This is a genomic window from Parasedimentitalea nitratireducens, assembly GCF_057444295.1.
On sequence record NZ_JBYAXC010000004.1, the window covers coordinates 153,123 to 168,733 of the forward strand.

A 15,611-nucleotide genomic window follows, 5' to 3' on the forward strand; every position below is an offset into this window, starting at 1 on the left:
AAAAACCTAGCCGAGGGTTTGATCAGTTTGAATACACGAGCTTGTGTGTCACGTCCGCGTCAGATTGTGTGACATAGCTGATGATCAGAAATGGTTTATTTTTAAGGGTTTGAGTGTTTTTAAATAAAACCGGCCCCACGTTGGGGGCCGGAAAAAGGTCTGGATTTCTGCAAATGTTACAGAAGATCAGGGGCTGTAGCTTCCAGCGCAAGAAGCTTTGTAACATTTTCGAGGCTGTCTACGCTGCTTTGCTTTTGACCCAGACGACGGATCGAAACGGTGCGCTCTTCGACTTCGCGTGCGCCAATGGCGAGGATAACCGGCACCTTGCCAACCGAGTGCTCGCGGACCTTATAGTTGATCTTCTCGTTACGGATGTCGGCCTCGGCACGGACGCCAACAGCTTTCAACGCCGCAACAACTTCGTGCACGTAGTCGTCAGCATCCGAGATGATCGAGGCAACCACGACCTGACGCGGTGCCAGCCAGAACGGCAATTTGCCAGCGTGGCTTTCGATCAGGATGCCAATGAAACGCTCAAACGAGCCCAGACAGGCGCGGTGCAGCATGTAGGGACGGTGCTTGGATCCGTCTTCACCGATATAGTTGGCGTCCAGACGTTCAGGCAGGTTGGGGTCGACTTGGAAGGTGCCACACTGCCAGACACGGCCAATGGCGTCGGTCAGTTTGAAGTCCAGCTTTGGTCCGTAGAACGCGCCTTCACCTTCGTCCAGCGTATAGGCGTGGCCAGTCTTCTTGATCGCGTTTTCCAGCGCGTTCTCGACGTGATCCCAGCTTTCCTCGGTGCCAACCCGTTTTTCAGGACGGGTGGCAAACATGATCTCGAACTTTTCAAAGCCGAGATCCTTATAGACCGAGGACAGGAAGTCGATGAACTTGGCACATTCTGCTTCAATCTGATCTTCTGTGCAGAAGATGTGGGCGTCATCCTGAGTGAAACCACGCACCCGCATGATGCCGTGCAGCGCGCCAGATGGTTCATAGCGGTTGCACGAGCCAAATTCGGCCATGCGCAGGGGCAGATCCCGGTATGATTTCAGGCCTTGATTATAAACCTGTACGTGGCAGGGGCAGTTCATGGGCTTCAGCGCGTTGATCGACTTTTCGCGTGCATGCTCCTCGTCCACTTCGACGATGAACATGTGCTCTTGGTATTTATCCCAGTGACCGGATGCTTCCCAAAGTTTGCGATCTACTACCTGTGGGGTATTCACCTCGACATAGCCATCGGCGCGCTGTTTGCGGCGCATGTAGTCTTGGAGCAGGGTGTAGATGGTCCAGCCGTTGGGGTGCCAGAAGATCTGACCGGGGGCCTCTTCCTGCATGTGGAACAGGTTCATCTCTTTGCCAAGCTTGCGGTGGTCGCGCTTGGCGGCTTCTTCCAGCATGTGCAGGTGAGCCTTGAGCTTTTCCTTGCCGGTGAAGGCCACGCCGTAAATCCGCTGCAACATGGCGCGGTCGCTGTCGCCGCGCCAATAGGCACCCGCGATGGACATCAGCTTGAAGCTGTCGCCTGGTACTTGACCTGTGTGCTGCAGGTGCGGGCCTCGGCACAGATCCTGCCAGTCACCATGCCAGTACATACGCAGCGGTTCATCGCCGGGGATGCTGTCGATCAGCTCAACCTTATAGGGCTCGTTGTTGTCGGTGTAATGCTGGATCGCCTTTTCACGCTCCCAGACCTCGGTGGTCACGGGCTCGCGCTTGTTGATGATTTCCTTCATCTTCTTTTCGATCACACCCAGATCTTCTGGGGTGAACGGCTCGGCGCGATCAAAGTCATAATACCAGCCGTTGTCGATGACGGGGCCGATGGTGACCTTGGTGTCAGGCCAGATTTCCTGAACGGCGCGGGCCATTATGTGTGCGAGATCGTGGCGAATCAGTTCGTTGGCCTGTTCCTCGTCCTTGAGGGTGTGCAGGGCGATGGTGCCGTCAGCTGTGATCGGCCATTGCAGATCCCAATGCTGATCATTGTAGGTCGCTGAGATGGATTTCTTTGCCAGCGATTTGGAAATGCTTGCGGCGACCTCGGCGGCGGTTACGCCTGCATCGTAAGATCGTGCATTACCATCGGGAAAGGTGAGAGAGACTTGGGCCATGTATCGGCACTCCTCGTCAGTTTGGCGCCCACTGAACGCCCGGTTGCGGGTATATGTGTTTGGCTGATTTGGCAGGCTGTGGCGCAGCTGTCAAGCGTTGAGGGGCGAGGGACTAGCCCCTTGCGCTGTTCTAGGTATTTCCAACAAGAAGAAGGGTTAAGGCTTTGGTACATTCTGACGGATAGCCGCGCTGAACCCTGTGGTCAGACCATGGGCCTGAGCGGCGGTGTTGATGTGCGAACGGTCGCGCAGGTCCTGCATGGTCAGGCGGCTGTCGAGCACACCCCGGTCATAGGCGTATTCAGGCAGATAACCGTTGGCGACCACGCGCCAGTCCAGCGGGACCTCGTCGACAATGGTGCGGATCATGGTAAGCACAACGGTGGTGCAATTGGTCATCAGCGAGTTGTACCAATGGGGATTGGCCGCCAGCCGGTTAGAGGCCTGAACATATTGCAGCAGCAGGGCACGGGCCTTTTCCGGGGTGGTGTTGATGCGGTAGAGCTGGACATCTTCGCCGCGCACATTGCTGCGGGTGCCAACTACGTCGCGCTCATCTGCCGCGACAATCACCAGAGTGTTGGATTTGAACAGGTCAGCAATGGGAGAGAAGCCCCCGCCTACTTGGCGGCGGACCTCGACCGACCAGGCGATTGGGTCGGCATCTGCAAAGTCAAAGCTGACGATCATATGGGCCATTTGTGGGCCTGCCCAATAGGACATGAACAGATCGACCCCTTGCAGGTTGGCAAGATCGTAGCTGCGGGTTTCCCAGTTCTCCGTGGCCTCGGTTTTTGTGTGCCAGTCAAAGTTGCGCACATTGGTCAGGGTTAGCTGGTCGCCGTTGAGCTCTCCGGTGACTTGGCGTGCGACGTCGGGGGCCCAGTTTGCCTCGGACGGGGGCGTGATGGTGGACCACCAGAAGATGACGCTGGCCAAGGCCAGACAATAGGTGGCCAGAGCGCGTAGGCGGCGGGGGCGGAACTGGGCGATAATCACAGCGAGGCCAAACAGGGCAAATCCCCCTGCAAAAACCGCGCGGATCGGGGTGCCAAAGGGGAGGCGATACCACATGGCGAGGGAGGCCCATGTGGTGACTAGGGCCAGCGCCAAAATTGCGATGGCGAACAGAATGATCTTAAAGAATTTTGACACGAAATACCTCGGGCTTTTTGTGACCTTATGGACCAGAACGGGCCCCATGCAAACTGTTTAGGGGGCAATCACCAATTGCAGGGCCGTGCCGGGCGTGTCACATCTTGGGCAAAAGCAGGAGAGTGGACATGGGTGCGGTTACATTTCTAGACAGCCCTGAGGGGCGCCGGATTGCCTATCATCGCAGCGAAGGCACAGGCCCCTGGATTGTATTTCTGGGTGGTTTGAAATCGGATATGGAGGGCACCAAGGCGGTGCATCTGGAAGCCTGGGCCAAAGCGCAGGGACGCGCGTTTTTGCGGTTTGACTATTCGGGACACGGCGAAAGCTCGGGCCAGTTTACCGAGGGCTGCATTGGCGATTGGCATCAGGACACGGTGGCCGCGATTTCCGAGCTGACCGAGGGTCGGATTGTTCCGGTTGGCTCGTCCATGGGGGGCTGGCAGGCGCTGTTGCTGGCCAAGGCGATGCCCGAGCGGGTGCATGGACTGGTGACCATCGCCGCAGCGCCTGATTTTACCGAGGATGGCTATTGGGCCAATTTCACCCCGATGCAGAAACTGGAGCTGGAGAAGGTGGGCCATGTGGAGCTGCCCAGCGATTACATGGAACCCTATATCATCACCAAGCGGATGATCGAGGATGGCCGGGAGCAACTGGTGCTGCGTGATCCGCTAAATCTGCCATTCCCGGTGCGCTGTTTGCAAGGAACGGCGGATACTGCTGTAAGTACTGAAACTGCGCTGCGGCTGATGGATCATGCGACCTGTGACGACATGCGGCTGAACCTGGTCAAGGATGCGGATCACCGGTTCTCGGACGGGCCCTGCCTACAAATGATTGAAGACGCTGTTGAGGACGTGCTGGGAGAGGTCTGATGCGGTGGATTGGTTGGCTGCTGGGACGCGTACTAATGGTTTTGGCGGTTTTGGCCGCTGTGTTGTGGGCGTTTGGTCCTTATGAACCTGTTGACCTAAAAGCCTCGTTTGAGCCGCGTCGGTTTGGCGAAGGCGTACAGGTTTATTTCGAAAGCGTTGAAAGCAATGTCGCGGACCTGAAACCGGGCACCGAGAAGCGGGTGATCTGGCAGGAGGGGTACAAGGAGCAGCGTACGCCCTATTCTGTGCTGTATGTGCACGGGTTTTCCGCGAGTTCCGAGGAAATTCGCCCGGTGCCTGACCGGGTGGCAGATGCACTGGGGGCCAATCTGGTGTTTGCTCGTCTGCGCGGGCACGGGCGGACAGGTGAAGCCATGGTAGAGGCCACGGTGAATGACTGGATGATGGATCTGGCCGAGGGATTGGCGGCAGCACGGCAGGTTGGCGAACAGGTGGTGGTGATTGCCTCGTCAACCGGGGCGACACTGGCGACGGCAGCGGCATTGGACCCGGAATTGTCGAGCGATATCGCTGCGATGATCTTTGTGTCGCCAAATTATGGGCTCAAAACCGCAATGGCACCTTTGCTGACCTGGCCTGCAGCGCGGTATTGGCTGCCACCACTGGCTGGGCGGCAATTGTCGCTTCCTGCGCGGAGCGAAGATCACGCCAGATTTTGGACACGGTCCTATCCCTCAGTTGCGGTTCTACCTATGGCGGCGCTGGTTGACAGGGTGGTGAAAATGGATGTAGGTCAGATAAAAGTTCCTGCTTTGTTCTATTTTGCCGACACGGACAAGATCGTACGTTCAGATCTGACTGACCAAGTTGCGCAGAACTGGGGCGGGGCGGGTGACGTATACAAGGTAACACCGGGCGAAGATGATGATCCAAATGCACATGTCTCTACCGGAGATATTCTGTCGCCGGGACAAACGGATAAAACGATCCAGGTTTTTCTGAGCTGGTTGAAAGACAAAGGAATTGAATGATGGAGCAACGGATTAGCCTGATCACGCTTGGGGTTTCCGATATGGAGGCGGCGGCCTCTTTTTATGAGACACTGGGCTGGAAGCGGGTGGAAAGTCAGGAAGGGATCATCGCCTTTGATATCATCGGCCAGACCCTGGGACTGTACCCGTTGCAAGCCCTTGCAGATGACATTGGTCTGCCGGTTTCGGAACTGGGCCAGGGCGCTGTGACCTTGGGGTATAACACGCGCAGCAAAGAAGAGGTCGATGATGTGTTGGCGCGGGCCAAGGCCGCCGGTGCCGAAATCCTGAAACCAGCGGCAGATGTGTTCTGGGGGGGATACCACGGCTATTTCCAGGCACCGGACGGATCGGTGTGGGAAGTTGCCCACAATCCGTTCTCGCCACTGGATGACAACGGCGCGTTCCGCTGGAACGGCTACTAAAATGCGCCGCCCGGGCAGCATGTGGAGCCTGGAAACCCTAGGCCGCGTGCGCCTGTCGAAACATTTCTATATGCGCGAGTTTCTGTATTCAGAGATCGCCAATTTTCACCAGCTCCAGAACATCCCCGATGATCCGGAGTTGGCGATTGAGACCGGCAGCGCCTTTTGCCGCGCGCTGCTGGACCCGCTGCAGGACACCTTTGGCCGTGTGGCAGTGCGGTCGGGCTATCGGTCGCGGGCGGTGAATGAATTTGGCAACCAAAACCAGCTGAACTGCGCGCGCAATGACAATCCGCTGGAATGTCACATCTGGGACTGGGCAACTGGTGATGCACAGGTGGCAGGGGCGTCGATTGTGATCCCGTGGTTCGCAGATCAGTATGATCAAGGGCGGGACTGGCGTGACCTGGCTTGGTGGCTGCACGATCATCTGGACTACTCCGAGATCTGGTTCTTTCCCAAGCTTTGTGCGTTCAATCTGGTGTGGCGCCCCAAGCCCATGCGCCGGATCGACAGCTATATCGCCCCACGTGGGCGGTTGTTGTTTGCCGGACAAGAACCTAGCGAGACATTGCCGCAACGGCAGGAGCGCTATGCGGACTTTCCAAAATTCCAAGGTTTGTTCGGGGCTTAAGTGACTTTCTCTGGCGTGACGCTAGAGCCAGTGTTAAGCTGCGCGCAGAAACGACCTTGGGGCGGGTAAGATGGAACAGGTTGGGCAGATTTCGCAGGATCCTTTGGTGCTGCTGCCAGGAATGATGTGTGACGCACGGATCTTCCAACCGCAAATTATGGCCTTGTCCGCACATGTGCCTGTAACCGTTGCCCCATTGATCGGAGGCGAGCGGATCGAAGACATCGCCGTCCACCTGCTACGTCAGTTGCCTCAGAGATTTGTTTTGGCGGGGCTGTCGATGGGCGGTATCGTGGCGATGGAGATCCTACGGCGTGCCCCGGAACGGGTTAGCAAACTCTGCCTGATCAGTACTAGTCCGCTAGCCGATACACCCGCCCAGGCTGCAACCCGCGAGCCACTGATCATCAACGCCCGTACGGGGCGGTTGGAAGATGTGCTGCGCAAATCAATGCTGCCTGAATACCTGGCGCCTGGGCCGCAGCGTATTGAGATCCTCAATTATGTGCAGCAGATGGGGATCGAGTTGGGGCAGGCGCTGTTTGTGAATCAGACACGGGCCTTGCAGCGGCGGCGGGACCAGCAGGGGACGCTGAGAAAATGCGCCGTGCCAACGCTGATCCTCTGTGGTGAGTATGACCAGCTGACACCAGTAAAGAGGCATGAATTTTTAGCGGAACTGATCCCCACAGCGACGTTGGAAGTGATCACGGCTGCCGGGCATTTGCCTACGTTAGAGCGGCCGGATGTGGTGAATCGGGTGCTGAAGGATTGGTTGGCGGTGTAGTCGTGCCTGAGGCCGAATTGCAAAGCGCCAGTAAGAGAAGAGCACGACAAAGGTTAGGGCGTTGGTTAGGCCGCTGACCTTTTAGGTAGGTTTCGAATCTAATGAGGCGCGGTGGTGGACTTTTGACAAGTCGAACGCCTCGTTCATACAGGTTAATTAATATTTAAAGTTGGACAGCCCTCATGTGTGCGTTTGGTGAGACAGCATGTGGGTAATCAGTCTGAACTAGGAAGCGAATGCGTTTTAACGAGTGGTGAGTTGGGTACTAGTATGAAGAGAACACGGGAAAAATCCAAAGTTGGGTCGGATCCAACCAACATCGCCAAAATACGGAAGGCTGAACCCGAGCTGGGGTTCATTCTGCTGAATGTGGCTATAATTTTCTGTCCTCCGATTGTTTCAATCCTGATGCTGATCAACGGATAACAAGATTTGGTCTAGATGAGACCTGCCAGTGGCCTAAAACTTGTTTCAGGGGCTTAAATCGGCCCCCACGGCACGATCGGTTTCTGCCAAAATTGGTTTCAACTGGACCAGTCTGAATTTGAATCGAGAAATGTCGTGTTTGCATTTGCCAAGGCCAGCGCAACTGGATGTGGTGAACCGGGCGTTGTTTGATTAGTTGGCGGGCTAGGGAAGCGGTTATGTGTCGGGTTTCCAATCCGGTTGCGTTGCAAAGGCCATGACGTTCTGCTCAAGTTGATCCCAGTGCTGCTTGTCACGCTCAAAAATCACAACCTGGATATTCAGTTCACTGGCATCGTCCATCGTGCCAAGTGAGAGTGTTAAATGATCTGGTGTTCGCGAGTTTGTGCCAAAGATTGGGCTGTTGCAATTTGTGCAGGAGGCTTTGGTAACTTCAGAGCCCTTGCTTGATTGATAGGCATAATTGCTCATTTCGCCATGCAAGATGACTTTATCCATGGGGAACATGGCGCCAATCGTATGGCCTGTGCCACTTAGTCTGCGACATTCTTCACAGTGACATTGAGCGACGATGATCGGCTCGCAATTCGCCTCGTAGGTGACTAATCCACAAAGGCATTTACCGGTATAATGATGTTTCATGGCCGGGAGGATATGGAGGTTGCGAATTGACGCAACTCACAACTCGGTGACATCGAGTATTGGCTGATAGGGTGCGAAGGCTTAGTAATATTTGGCCCGTTCTTCCTTGGAAGGGATCGTTGCCTCGGCCACCGGTTTGCCGGTTTCCACATCAAAGAACGGCGTTTCGCGCCAGCGGCCTGACATGCGGCTGGTGGCCATGCGGCTGATGATGCCAAGCGCCATGCCCGCAGCGCCCTTGGTTTTGGCGGGCTTGCCATGTTGGGGGATAAAGGCTTTGGCCTTGATCTTACCCAAAGCAGCCTTGTCTGCGAACATATTGGCGCACAGGCCTGCAAAGGGCAGGGTGGGTTTGGCCAGGGTATTGGCAAACGGCGTGCCGCAGCAGCCCGCATACCAGCGCAGGGTGCCTTTGGGGCTGAAGCGCATCAGCGCCAAGTGTTCGGTGCCCTTGGTTATAGTGATGGTATCAGGCGACAGTTGGAACAGGTCTACCGGCTCTGGGGCTGGGTCAGGTTGGCCATGATACAGCTCGTTGGCGCGGCAGTCAGGGCAATAGCAGACCACGCGGGTGCCGGATTTGACGCCATGGGCCGAGACATGGCCCTGAAACTCACCGCAGTTGCAGGCAAAACTCTGTTCACTTGCGGCCATGATCAGGCCGCCGCGTTTTTGTTGGCCGGTTTGCGCTTGGTCTTGGCTTTTGCCTTGGGCTTGGCGCTGCGGCTGTTGGCATCCATGAAGTCAATGACCAATGGGCGGATGTTGTTGCGCCAGCTGCGGCCTGCAAAAATGCCGTAGTGGCCCGCGCCGGGCTCGACATGGCTGGCCTTGCGGCTGTCATCCAGGCCGGTGCATAGGTCAAGTGCCGCGATACACTGGCCGGGGGCCGAGATGTCATCATTGGCACCTTCGACGGTTTTGACTGCAACATCGGTGATTTTGCTGAAATCAACCTTGTGGCCGTCGATGGTAAAATCGTTGCGGGCAATCTCGCGGGTCTTGAAGATACGTTCGACTGTCGACAAGTAAAACTCAGCCGTCATGTCCATCACCGCCAAGTATTCGTCATAGAAGCGGTTGTGGCTGTCGTGGTCCGAGCTTTCCCCCTGCGCGGCGCGCTGGATCTGGTCGGTAAAGGCCTTGGTGTGGCGCTCGCCATTCATGGAGATGAACGAAGAAAGCTGCAGCAGGCCGGGATATACCATGCGGCCAACGCCGGGATATTTGAAACCAACTTGCTGGATCATGGTTTCTTCGAGTTGGCCCATAGTTACACGGGCGCCAAAGTCGGTGACCTCGGTTGGGGCGGCGTCGGGATCGACTGGGCCGCCGATCAGGGTCAGGGAACTTGGTTGTGCAGCTGGGTCAAGTTCGGCCAGATAGGCGGTGGCCGCCAGGGCTAGTGGAACGGGTTGGCACACGGCGACAACATGGGTGTCAGGACCCATTTCGCGCATGAAATCGACGAGGTACAGGCTGTAGTCTTCGATGTCGAATTTACCAGCCGAGACCGGAATGTCGCGGGCATTGTGCCAGTCGGTGATATAGACTTCGCAATTGACCAGCAGGCTTTTGACGGTAGAGCGCAGCAGAGTGGCGTAGTGGCCGGACATTGGCGCCACCAGCAGAACTTTGCGGGGTTGTTCCTCGCGGCCCGAAACCTTGAAATGGATCAGATCGCCAAAGGGGCGCTCGATCACGGTGTCAATCTCAACCAAATGGTCTTTACCATCTTCGCAGGTAAAGGTGCGGATGCCCCAGTCGGGTTTCACGGCCATACGCTGGAAGGTACGCTCGGTGACTTCACCCCAGGCGGCCATCCAGTTCAGCGCGGGATTGGGTATCGCAGAGAACATCGGGTAGGATGCCATCGCTCTTGCGGTTGCGCCCAGCCACTGGTTGGTGTTGCGGGCGGTTTCCATCAAGTCGTATGTCATCATATAGCGCATGCTCGAGTCCCTCAGATTTTGTCCGATTTTTATGGTGGAGCAATATCTACCCATCGGACTTTTGGTCGCTTTGCCCTAACATGGGGACGACGTTATTCTGCATAGCAGAAAATTAAGGGGAATTCCTTAAAATGACAACTAGTGACGATTTTGGTTCCATTTGCGATCCGGAACATATTGAAAGACTTCAGAAAAATATGAATCATGTCGAGCAGCTTTCTAAGCGGTTGCTTGACGTTATGGCTAATAAAAAGTCGCATAACGAGGCATTGGATGGTCCGAATCAGGATCTCTTTGCGCGCGCAGCAACGGCATATTGGGCCGGGGTCGTGCAAAATCCGGCCAAACTGCTCGAACAACAGGTTGAATTCTGGGGCAAATCGGTGATGAATTTTGCTGAGGCGCAACAGATGCTCACAAATGAGGCATCTGACAAAGGGGCGCGGCCTGCCTCGACCGACCGGCGGTTTTCCAACCCTTTGTGGCAGAACAACCCTTATTTTAGTTTCGTCAAGCAACAGTACCAAACCAACGCCGAAGCCATCCGACAATCGGTAGCCGAGGTTGGTGATCTGGAAGGCACTGACAAACAGCGGCTCAGCTATTTCGCCGATCAGATCGTTGACATGATGGCACCGACCAACTTTTTGGCGACCAACCCGGATGCACTGGAAAAGGCGGTTGAGACCGAAGGGCAATCGCTGATTGATGGGCTGGAAAACCTGGTTGAGGATCTGGAGGCCAATAACGGCGAGTTAGTGGTTAAACTGGCGGACGAAAGGGCCTTTGAACTGGGGGAGAATATTGCCACCAGTGAGGGTGAAGTTGTCTATCGCAACCGGATGATGGAGCTGATCCAGTACAGCCCCAAGACTGACACTGTGTTTGATACGCCGATTGTGCTGTTCCCGCCCTGGATCAATAAGTTCTACATTCTGGACCTGAAGGCGCAGAACAGCCTGATCAAATGGGTGGTCGAGCAGGGGTACACCTTGTTTGTGGTGTCTTGGATCAACCCGGACGAAAGCTATGCCGAGGTCGGCATGGAGGACTACATTCAGGATGGGTTCCTGACTGTGATTGAGAAGGCCAAGGAGATCTGCAAGGTTAAGCAGGTGAACGCTGTGGGCTATTGTATCGCTGGCACCACGCTGAGCCTGACCCTATCGTTACTGAAACAACGTGGCGATAAATCGGTGAAGTCGGCCACTTTCTTTACAGCGTTGACGGATTTTGCTGAGCAGGGGGAGTTCACACCTTTCCTGCAAAACGACTTTATCGACGGGATCGAGGAAGAGGTGAACGAGGTTGGTATGTTGCGGTCCTACATCATGGCGCGCACCTTCTCGTTCCTGCGGTCCAACGACTTGATCTATGCCCCAGCTATTCGCAGCTACATGATGGGGCAGACTCCACCTGCGTTTGATCTGCTGTACTGGAACGGAGATGGGGCCAACCTGCCAGCCAAGATGGCGGTGCAATATCTGCGGGGCCTATGTCAGCGAAATGAGTTTGCCGGTGACGGGTTTGAGCTGATGGGCCACACCCTGCGTCTGAGTGAGGTGGATGTGCCCTTGATGGCCATCACCTGCGAGACGGATCATATTGCCGCCTGGAAAGACTGTTATCGCGGCGTTCAGCAGATGGGCTCGCGTAGCAAGAGTTTTATTGTGTCTGAATCCGGCCATATCGCTGGCATCGTCAATCCGCCAAGCAAAAAGAAATATGGCCACTATACCAATGATGATCTGAAGCAGGATGCAGACGGTTGGTTGCAAGGGGCCAAGTTCAACGACGGCTCGTGGTGGCCGCGTTGGCAGGCCTGGCTGAAAAAGCGGTCGGGCAAGCAGGTCGAGGCGCGACAACCGGGTGATTCTGAGCATCCACCGCTGTCACCGGCCCCTGGTACCTATGTAAAGCTAAGCGCAAGGCGCTGAAAATGCTGGAAAGTTGAAAATATTCTGCAGTGCAGCAAGAAATATCTTGAAATGCTGCGTTGCAGAAAGCATATTCTCACTATGCCAAGCAGCCGGGATGGTCCCGACGGCGGCATGATGAGGATTTGGAACTATGGCTTTGAACCAAGACTTTACCGCCGTCATGAAAGACATGATGGGTGCATTTCCTGTGGACACCACTGCTATGGAAGACGCAGTTAAGAACACTGCCGCTTTGAACGAAAAGCTGTCGAACGTTGCTCTGGACGCGGCTGAGAAATCCGCTGAAGTTTCCAGCAAGTGGACCAAAGAAACTCTGGCCAAGCTGGGCGGTATGTCCAAAGCTCAGGCTGATCCGGCTGACTACGCCAAAGCTGTCACTGATTTCGCCAGTGCCTCGGCTGAAGTTGCTGCTGAAAACATGGCTGCTTTTGCCGAAATCGCCAAGAAGGTCCAGATGGACACTGTTGAGCTGATGATGGCTGCTGGCAAAGAAATCAGCGAAGAGACAGCGACTGCAGTTAAGAAGGCCACTGATGATGTGACTTCGGCAGCCAAAAAAGCTGCAAAGAAATAAGATAGTCCACAAGCGACACCTGCTCCTCCCTCTAGGTGTTCTTGTGTTGACGGGCAGGTCGAAAGACCTGCCCTTTGTCGTTTCGGGTGCTTAGAACTGGGCGTTCTGAAATTGGGTATGGCGAGGCTGCCAACCACAGGCGCTGCGAATTTTATCGGCGCTCATCTGTTGGTCTAATGTCGGCCCCTCGGCCCAATCCCCGTGCTTGGCAACCACGTGTTTCAGGTTTCTCACCAGGTATCCTTCTTGATGGCTATGGCGCTGGGTGATTTCGGAGATGATGTCAGACACTGAAATCCCATGTTGTGCTGCGACATTGAAGCTACCGGTCAGGTCAGTGTTTTCCATCAGCAAGCGATAGGCCACGGCCAGATCATCGCGATGCACCAGTGGCCAGCGGGTAGTGATACTGCCCCAAACCTCGATCGGGTCACCGGCTTGTGCCTGTTGGATAAAGCGTGTGAACACACCGCCTTCTTGGTGGTAAACCATAGCAGGGTGGAGAATTGCGGGTGAGATTTGTGGCGCATCAAACAAGGTGTCACCATTTTCCGTCATCCAGGCAAAAGAGGAAATGGGGCGCAGAGGCCGGGTTTCGCAGGCAACCCGGTTGCCGGTTTCTCCGTAGAGCCAGCAACCGCCGGTATAGAGCAGCCGCAAAGGTGTGTGCCGTCGTGCGGCCTGTCGCAGTATCGCATCCATCGCATGGCTATCGACCTGGGCCATGTCGTCGTCAAACGTGGTTGCCAATTGGATCAAACCGTCAATTTCGGTCACCAGCTTGGCCCAGACTTCTGGGTGCCGCAGATCACCGCGGTGGGGCGTTGCCCCCAATTGTTTCAGCTTGTCGTCTGACCTTGTTGAGCGGCTAAGGCCGATTACGTCGTGCCCATGTTGGACCAATTCCTGTGTAACGGCTGTGCCTATCGAGCCAGTTCCGCCCAAGATAAGAATTTTCATGTGTTGCCCCATGTGTTGTTCTCTGGGGTAACTCTCTAAAAGCTCAAGCCCACTTTAGGTCAAGAAGAAAAAGTCGCCGGTGTCGTTAAAGGACCGGAACAATTTGTTTAGCGGGACCTACAGTGCTTTCTTTTTGTGCTGCGCTCGCATAGGCTTTGCTGCAATGCATCATATGCCGGGAGTATCGACATGGCGGAACAGGAAAAACCCTTGCTGATCAAGCGGTATGCCAGTCGTCGACTGTATAACACCGAGACCAGCGACTATGTCACACTGGAAGATATCGCTGGCTTTATTCGTGCGGGGCGCGAGGTTCAGATTATTGATCTGAAGTCGGGTGATGACCTGACCCGGCAATACCTGCTGCAAATCATTGCAGAACACGAAAGCCGGGGAGAGAATGTGCTGCCGGTGGATGTGCTGAACGATCTGGTACGTAGTTATATGGTGCCGGGTGGTGGGATGATGCCGCAGTTCCTGCAAAGCTCGTTTGAAATGTTGCGCGACAGTCAATCGCAGATGGCCGAAACGATGACGGCGATGAACCCAATGGCGCAAATACCCGGCTTTGAAGCGCTTAAAGCTCAGCAAGAGGCGTTCTTGAAGGCCATGACTGGCGGTATGGCAGGCGCAATGGGAAATGGTTGGGCTGGAGGATCTCGTGAAAGTTCCAAGCCTGAGAGCGATAGCGGCGAAGACCTGGATGATATCAAAAAGCAATTGGCAGAACTGCAGGACAAGCTTTCAAAACTGAAATAGCCCCCGCGCTGGTGGTGCGCGCAAGCACGCACTCTACACAGGCTGACAGGTGGCCTTAAACAAAACCCCGGAAAACTCCGGGGTTTTGTTGTGTTAGGCTGCGGCCCGGCCTTTTACTTCGGCGGCGGATTCGAGCAGAACATCGGCGATGACATCCAGCTCATCACGTGTCAGCCTGACTGGAAGGCGCACATCGCAGGCCTTCATCAGCATTGCGCGGGTTTGTGGCAGTTCTGGCAAGTCTTTGATGAACTGCCAATTCCAGAAGGCGCGTGCATTATCGTCGGACAGACCAAAAATCTGCACCTTGAGGCCGCGCGCTTCGGTTGCTGTGGCAAAAGACTTGATCTCTTGGGCAGACATATCAACCAGATTGAACTGGATGGAGTCCGGGGCGCGTTGTTCTGGTGGCAACGCGGTGGGGACGTGCAGAACAGGGGAACTGTTCAAGCGTTCGGCGACGTAGTCATGGTTGGCGCGCCCGTCCCGTACCCGGCGCATCAGCTCGGGAAGTTGCGGGCGGATGACCGCAGCCGACAGGTTGCTTAGCCGCAAGTTATACAGGGGCAGCTGGTTCTGCCATTTGACAAAAGCCTGCGCCAGATCGTCGGAGTTGTCGCCACGGGGGCCCTTGTGCTTTTGCCAATTGTGTTCGTAGGCGCCCGACATGACTACAGCACGGGCGACGAGTTCGGCGTCGTCGGTGATCAGGATCCCTCCTTCGCCAGCGTTGATCATCTTATACGACTGGAACGAGAAGCAGCCGATACGGCCAATGGTGCCGATGTTGCGATCATTCCAGGTTGTTCCCAGCGAATGCGCTGCGTCTTCGACCACCGGGATATCCCGGGCATCACAAAGCGCCATGATGGCATCCATGTCCGAGGTGTGACCGCGCATATGGCTGATGATCACAGCCTTGATATCCTGATCCAGCTTGGCCTCGAAGTCGGCCAGATTGATCCGGTAATTGTCGCCGACTTCACACAGAACGGGCACACATTCGGCATGTACCACCGATGAGGGCACCGCAGCAAAGGTAAAGCCGGGGATCATAACGCGGGAGTCGCGGGGCAAATCGAGGGCTTTGAGCGACAGGAACAAAGCGGCGGAACAGGAGGATACAGCCAGGGCATATTTGCATCCCAACAGCTCGGCAAACTCCTGTTCGAGCAGCGCAACTGGGGCGTCTTGTGGCGCGGTATAGCGGAACAAGTCACCGGATAACATCAATGCATCAATGGCTTCGCGCGCTGCTGCAGGGATGGATTCGGCTTGATGTACGTTGGGGAGGGTCCGCATATTTCAAATTCCTGAATTTAACCTTTGGAAAAGGTAAAACAAAGGGCGGGGCGTGCCAAGAG

At 55.5% G+C, this 15,611-nt stretch carries 16 protein-coding genes; 9 read left to right on the forward strand and 7 right to left on the reverse strand.

What is annotated here, in order from left to right; translation table 11 throughout:
* Nucleotides 1-176 precede the first annotated feature (176 nt).
* Together thrS and AC2T28_RS14405 are read right to left on the reverse strand one after the other, a co-directional pair.
* On the reverse strand, nt 177-2,123 hold the full coding sequence (thrS, locus tag AC2T28_RS14400; RefSeq protein ID WP_486748784.1) for a threonine--tRNA ligase: 1,947 nt from the start codon (nt 2,121-2,123) through the stop codon (nt 177-179).
* A gap of 156 nt (nt 2,124-2,279) precedes the next feature.
* Nucleotides 2,280-3,278 carry a lipoprotein N-acyltransferase Lnb domain-containing protein gene (locus AC2T28_RS14405; RefSeq protein WP_486748783.1) on the reverse strand — a complete coding sequence of 333 codons (999 nt, stop codon included), beginning with the start codon at nt 3,276-3,278 and terminating at the stop codon, nt 2,280-2,282.
* A gap of 128 nt (nt 3,279-3,406) precedes the next feature.
* Here AC2T28_RS14405 and AC2T28_RS14410 point away from each other — a divergent pair, with 128 nt between their 5' ends.
* From AC2T28_RS14410 to AC2T28_RS14435, 6 genes are all read left to right on the forward strand, one after another.
* Nucleotides 3,407-4,156: an alpha/beta hydrolase gene (locus AC2T28_RS14410; RefSeq protein ID WP_486748782.1), complete on the forward strand. Its 750-nt coding sequence runs from the start codon at nt 3,407-3,409 to the stop codon at nt 4,154-4,156.
* A complete protein-coding gene (locus AC2T28_RS14415; protein WP_486748781.1) occupies nt 4,156-5,148 on the forward strand; it encodes an alpha/beta hydrolase in 993 nt (330 codons plus the stop codon). Before AC2T28_RS14410 ends, AC2T28_RS14415 begins: the two co-directional genes overlap by 1 nt.
* Nucleotides 5,148-5,573, forward strand: a complete 426-nt coding sequence (locus AC2T28_RS14420; protein WP_486748780.1) for a VOC family protein — start codon at nt 5,148-5,150, stop codon at nt 5,571-5,573. Before AC2T28_RS14415 ends, AC2T28_RS14420 begins: the two co-directional genes overlap by 1 nt.
* Before the next feature lie 19 nt (nt 5,574-5,592).
* Entirely contained in the window at nt 5,593-6,207 is a 615-nt protein-coding gene (locus AC2T28_RS14425) for a hypothetical protein (RefSeq protein WP_486748965.1), read from the forward strand.
* A gap of 70 nt (nt 6,208-6,277) precedes the next feature.
* The gene (locus tag AC2T28_RS14430) at nt 6,278-6,994 is read left to right on the forward strand and encodes an alpha/beta fold hydrolase (protein ID WP_486748779.1); all 717 of its coding nucleotides are present in this window, start codon (nt 6,278-6,280) and stop codon (nt 6,992-6,994) included.
* Between the two features lie 270 nt (nt 6,995-7,264).
* On the forward strand, nt 7,265-7,420 hold the full coding sequence (locus AC2T28_RS14435) for a hypothetical protein (protein ID WP_486748778.1): 156 nt from the start codon (nt 7,265-7,267) through the stop codon (nt 7,418-7,420).
* A 216-nt stretch (nt 7,421-7,636) separates the two neighbouring features.
* Here AC2T28_RS14435 and AC2T28_RS14440 read toward each other — a convergent pair whose 3' ends face one another.
* From AC2T28_RS14440 to phaZ, 3 genes are all read right to left on the reverse strand, one after another.
* The gene (locus AC2T28_RS14440; protein WP_486748777.1) at nt 7,637-8,062 is read right to left on the reverse strand and encodes a GFA family protein; all 426 of its coding nucleotides are present in this window, start codon (nt 8,060-8,062) and stop codon (nt 7,637-7,639) included.
* Nucleotides 8,063-8,143: 81 nt separating this feature from the next.
* The gene (locus tag AC2T28_RS14445) at nt 8,144-8,716 is read right to left on the reverse strand and encodes a DUF6151 family protein (RefSeq protein ID WP_486748776.1); all 573 of its coding nucleotides are present in this window, start codon (nt 8,714-8,716) and stop codon (nt 8,144-8,146) included.
* 2 nt (nt 8,717-8,718) lie between these two features.
* Complete coding sequence (gene phaZ / locus AC2T28_RS14450) at nt 8,719-10,014, reverse strand: polyhydroxyalkanoate depolymerase (RefSeq protein ID WP_486748775.1); 1,296 nt, start codon at nt 10,012-10,014, stop codon at nt 8,719-8,721.
* Nucleotides 10,015-10,145: 131 nt separating this feature from the next.
* On the opposite strand from phaZ, the gene AC2T28_RS14455 reads away from it, so the two are divergent.
* Both AC2T28_RS14455 and AC2T28_RS14460 read left to right on the forward strand, forming a co-directional pair.
* Nucleotides 10,146-11,951: a PHA/PHB synthase family protein gene (locus AC2T28_RS14455; RefSeq protein ID WP_486748774.1), complete on the forward strand. Its 1,806-nt coding sequence runs from the start codon at nt 10,146-10,148 to the stop codon at nt 11,949-11,951.
* A 133-nt stretch (nt 11,952-12,084) separates the two neighbouring features.
* Nucleotides 12,085-12,528 carry a phasin, PhaP gene (locus tag AC2T28_RS14460; RefSeq protein WP_486748773.1) on the forward strand — a complete coding sequence of 148 codons (444 nt, stop codon included), beginning with the start codon at nt 12,085-12,087 and terminating at the stop codon, nt 12,526-12,528.
* A 90-nt stretch (nt 12,529-12,618) separates the two neighbouring features.
* Here AC2T28_RS14460 and AC2T28_RS14465 read toward each other — a convergent pair whose 3' ends face one another.
* Nucleotides 12,619-13,488 (reverse strand): NAD-dependent epimerase/dehydratase family protein, encoded by an 870-nt coding sequence (locus AC2T28_RS14465; protein ID WP_486748772.1) that lies wholly within the window; start codon nt 13,486-13,488, stop codon nt 12,619-12,621.
* Between the two features lie 189 nt (nt 13,489-13,677).
* Between AC2T28_RS14465 and phaR the strand changes: the two genes are divergently transcribed.
* Nucleotides 13,678-14,247, forward strand: coding sequence for a polyhydroxyalkanoate synthesis repressor PhaR (gene phaR, locus AC2T28_RS14470; RefSeq protein WP_486748771.1), 570 nt, complete (start codon nt 13,678-13,680; stop codon nt 14,245-14,247).
* 93 nt (nt 14,248-14,340) lie between these two features.
* Here the strand turns inward: phaR and AC2T28_RS14475 are convergent, their stop codons facing one another.
* Entirely contained in the window at nt 14,341-15,549 is a 1,209-nt protein-coding gene (locus AC2T28_RS14475) for a DegT/DnrJ/EryC1/StrS family aminotransferase (protein ID WP_486748770.1), read from the reverse strand.
* Nucleotides 15,550-15,611 lie beyond the last annotated feature (62 nt).